General features: G+C 64.6%; 5 protein-coding genes and 1 pseudogene. All 6 read left to right on the top strand.

Translation table 11 applies throughout. The annotated features are described in order from the left end of the window. Positions 1 to 126 (top strand): annotated as a pseudogene (gene tuf / locus EN745_RS33065) (elongation factor Tu); the annotation flags it as partial. A gap of 68 nt (positions 127 to 194) precedes the next feature. Further along, positions 195 to 503: a 30S ribosomal protein S10 gene (rpsJ, locus tag EN745_RS33070; protein WP_006205468.1), complete on the top strand. Its 309-nt coding sequence runs from the start codon at positions 195 to 197 to the stop codon at positions 501 to 503. Positions 504 to 597: 94 nt separating this feature from the next. Then, the gene (gene rplC, locus EN745_RS33075; RefSeq protein ID WP_126054433.1) at positions 598 to 1,314 is read left to right on the top strand and encodes a 50S ribosomal protein L3; all 717 of its coding nucleotides are present in this window, start codon (positions 598 to 600) and stop codon (positions 1,312 to 1,314) included. Beyond that, on the top strand, positions 1,314 to 1,934 hold the full coding sequence (rplD, locus tag EN745_RS33080; protein ID WP_126054434.1) for a 50S ribosomal protein L4: 621 nt from the start codon (positions 1,314 to 1,316) through the stop codon (positions 1,932 to 1,934). Before rplC ends, rplD begins: the two co-directional genes overlap by 1 nt. Further along, positions 1,931 to 2,224, top strand: coding sequence for a 50S ribosomal protein L23 (locus EN745_RS33085; protein WP_126054435.1), 294 nt, complete (start codon positions 1,931 to 1,933; stop codon positions 2,222 to 2,224). Before rplD ends, EN745_RS33085 begins: the two co-directional genes overlap by 4 nt. A gap of 22 nt (positions 2,225 to 2,246) precedes the next feature. After that, the coding region (rplB, locus tag EN745_RS33090; protein WP_127423190.1) for a 50S ribosomal protein L2 at positions 2,247 to 2,811 on the top strand (565 nt) is incomplete at its 3' end.

A 2,811-nucleotide genomic window follows, 5' to 3' on the forward strand; every position in this document is an offset into this window, starting at 1 on the left:
GGCGACAACATCACCGTCGACGTCGAGCTGATCGTGCCGATCGCCATGGAAGAGAAGCTGCGCTTCGCCATCCGTGAAGGCGGCCGCACCGTCGGTGCCGGCATCGTCGTCACCATCAAAGAATAATTGGACTTAAACCGATCTGTCGCGGGCGCGGAAGTTGCCCGCGCCGCGCCAGAACAAGGAAGTGACGCATGAACGGACAGAATATCCGCATCCGCCTTAAGGCGTTTGATCACCGTGTGCTCGACGCCTCGACGCGGGAGATCGTGTCGACGGCCAAGCGCACCGGCGCCAACGTCCGCGGCCCCATTCCGCTGCCGACGCGGATCGAAAAGTTCACGGTCAACCGGTCGCCTCACGTCGACAAGAAGAGCCGCGAGCAGTTCGAGATGCGCACGCACAAGCGTCTGCTCGATATCGTCGATCCGACCCCGCAGACGGTCGATGCTTTGATGAAGCTCGACCTCGCCGCCGGTGTCGACGTCGAGATCAAGCTCTAAGGAACAAGAGGCGCGGGGCGACCCGGAACTCTGAAGGAACAAGAGGCGTGGAGGGGCGACAGCCCCGACAGGGAACTCTAAAGGAATTGAACCGATGCGTTCAGGTGTGATTGCAAAGAAGGTGGGAATGACCCGCATCTATAACGATGCCGGGGAACATGTTCCCGTCACCGTTCTCCAGATGGAGAATTGCCAGGTCGTGGCGCAGCGCACGCAGGAGAAGAACGGCTACACCGCCGTCCAGCTCGGCGTTGGCCTTGCCAAGGTAAAGAACACGTCGAAGGCGATGCGCGGCCATTTCGCCGCCGCTTCCGTCGAGCCGAAGGCGAAGCTCGCCGAATTCCGCGTCTCCGCCGACAACATGATCGACGTTGGCGCCGAGATCACCGTCGAGCACTTCGTCGCCGGCCAGAAGGTCGACGTCACCGGCACCTCGACCGGCAAGGGTTTCCAGGGCGTGATCAAGCGGCACAACATGGGTGGTGGCCGCGCCACGCACGGTAACTCGGTCTCGCACCGCACGCACGGCTCGACCGGCCAGCGCCAGGACCCCGGCAAGGTGTTCAAGGGCAAGAAGATGGCCGGCCACATGGGTGACGTTCGCGTCACCACGCAGAACGTCGAGGTCGTCTCGACCGACGCCGACCGCGGCCTGATCCTGATCCGCGGCGCGGTTCCCGGCGTCAAGGGCGCCTGGATCCTGGTCCGCGACGCGGCCAAGGTCGCGCTGCCGGCCAATGCGCCGAAGCCTGCCGCGATCCGCGCTGGCGCCGCCAAGAATGAAGCCCCGGCTACCGAGGGAGCGGAATAATGGACCTCAAAATCACAACGCTGGGCGGCAAGGACGCCGGCAAGGTGAAACTCTCCGAGGAGATTTTCGGCCTTGATCCGCGCGAGGACATCCTGCAGCGCGTCGTGCGCTGGCAGCTGGCCAAGAAGCAGCAGGGCACGCACAAGGCCAAGGGCCGCGCCGAGATCGCGCGCACCGGCGCCAAGATGTACAAGCAGAAGGGTACGGGCCGCGCCCGCCACCATTCGGCTCGCGCCCCGCAGTTCCGCGGCGGCGGCAAGGCGCACGGCCCGGTCGTGCGCAGCCACGAGCACGACCTGCCGAAGAAGGTGCGCGCGCTCGGCCTCAAGCATGCTCTGTCGGCGAAGGCCAAGAGCGCGTCGATTATCATCGTTGACGAGCTGAAGCTGACCGAGGCCAAGACCAAGGCGCTGGTCGCGAATTTCGAGACGCTTGGCCTGACCAACGCGCTCGTCATCGGCGGCGCCGAGCTCGACCAGAACTTCAAGCTGGCGGCGACCAACATTCCGAACATCGACGTGCTGCCCATCCAGGGCATCAACGTCTACGACATTCTGCGCCGCGGCACGCTGGTCCTTTCCAAGGCCGCCGTCGAGGCTCTCGAGGAGCGCTTCAAATGACCGACCTTCGTCACTACGACGTGATCGTCTCGCCGGCGATCACCGAAAAGTCGACCATGGCTTCCGAGCAGAACCAGGTCGTCTTCAACGTCGCCAAGAAGGCGTCGAAGCCGGAAATCAAGGCCGCCGTCGAAGCCCTCTTCGGGGTCAAGGTTACGGCCGTGAACACGCTTGTCCGCAAGGGCAAGATCAAGCGCTTCCGCGGCACGATCGGCCGCCAGGGCGACGTCAAGAAGGCGGTTGTGACGCTGGCCGACGGCCAGTCGATCGACGTCGCGACGGGTCTCTGAGCAAGGCCGCGAGGACAGGACAATGGCACTCAAGAAATTCAACCCGGTAACGCCGAGCACCCGCCAGCTGGTCATCGTCGACCGCTCGGGCCTCTACAAGGGCAAGCCCGTGAAGGGCCTGACCGAAGGCCTGACCAAGTCGGGCGGCCGCAACAATTACGGCCGCATCACCGCCCGCTTCATCGGCGGCGGTCACAAGCGTTCGTACCGCATCATCGACTTCAAGCGCCGCAAGTTCGACGTCGTCGGCACGGTGGAGCGGATCGAATACGATCCGAACCGCACCGCCTTCATCGCGCTGATCAAGTATGACGACGGCGAGCTGTCCTACATCATCGCCCCGCAGCGCCTTGCCGCCGGCGACAAGATCGTGGCAGGCGAAGCGGTCGACGTGAAGCCGGGCAATGCGATGCCGTTGGCCTCGATGCCGGTCGGCACGATCGTCCACAACATCGAGCTGAAGCCGGGCAAGGGCGGCCAGGTCGCCCGTTCGGCGGGCGGTTACGCCCAGCTCGTCGGCCGCGACCAGGGCATGGCGATCCTGCGCCTCAACTCGGGTGAGCAGCGCGTCGTGCACGGTTCCTGCA

Origin of the sequence: Mesorhizobium sp. M4A.F.Ca.ET.022.05.2.1, from assembly GCF_003998845.1 — a bacterium.
Classification (GTDB): Bacteria; Pseudomonadota; Alphaproteobacteria; order Rhizobiales; family Rhizobiaceae; genus Mesorhizobium.

Bases quoted from the DNA above. Each gene is read 5' to 3' on its own strand.
- rplC (WP_126054433.1), top strand. From the start codon at position 598: ATGCGTTCAGGTGTGATTGCAAAGAAGGTGGGAATGACCCGCATCTAT.
- rplD (WP_126054434.1), top strand. From the start codon at position 1,314: ATGGACCTCAAAATCACAACGCTGGGCGGCAAGGACGCCGGCAAGGTG.
- EN745_RS33085 (WP_126054435.1), top strand. From the start codon at position 1,931: ATGACCGACCTTCGTCACTACGACGTGATCGTCTCGCCGGCGATCACC.
- rpsJ (WP_006205468.1), top strand. From the start codon at position 195: ATGAACGGACAGAATATCCGCATCCGCCTTAAGGCGTTTGATCACCGT.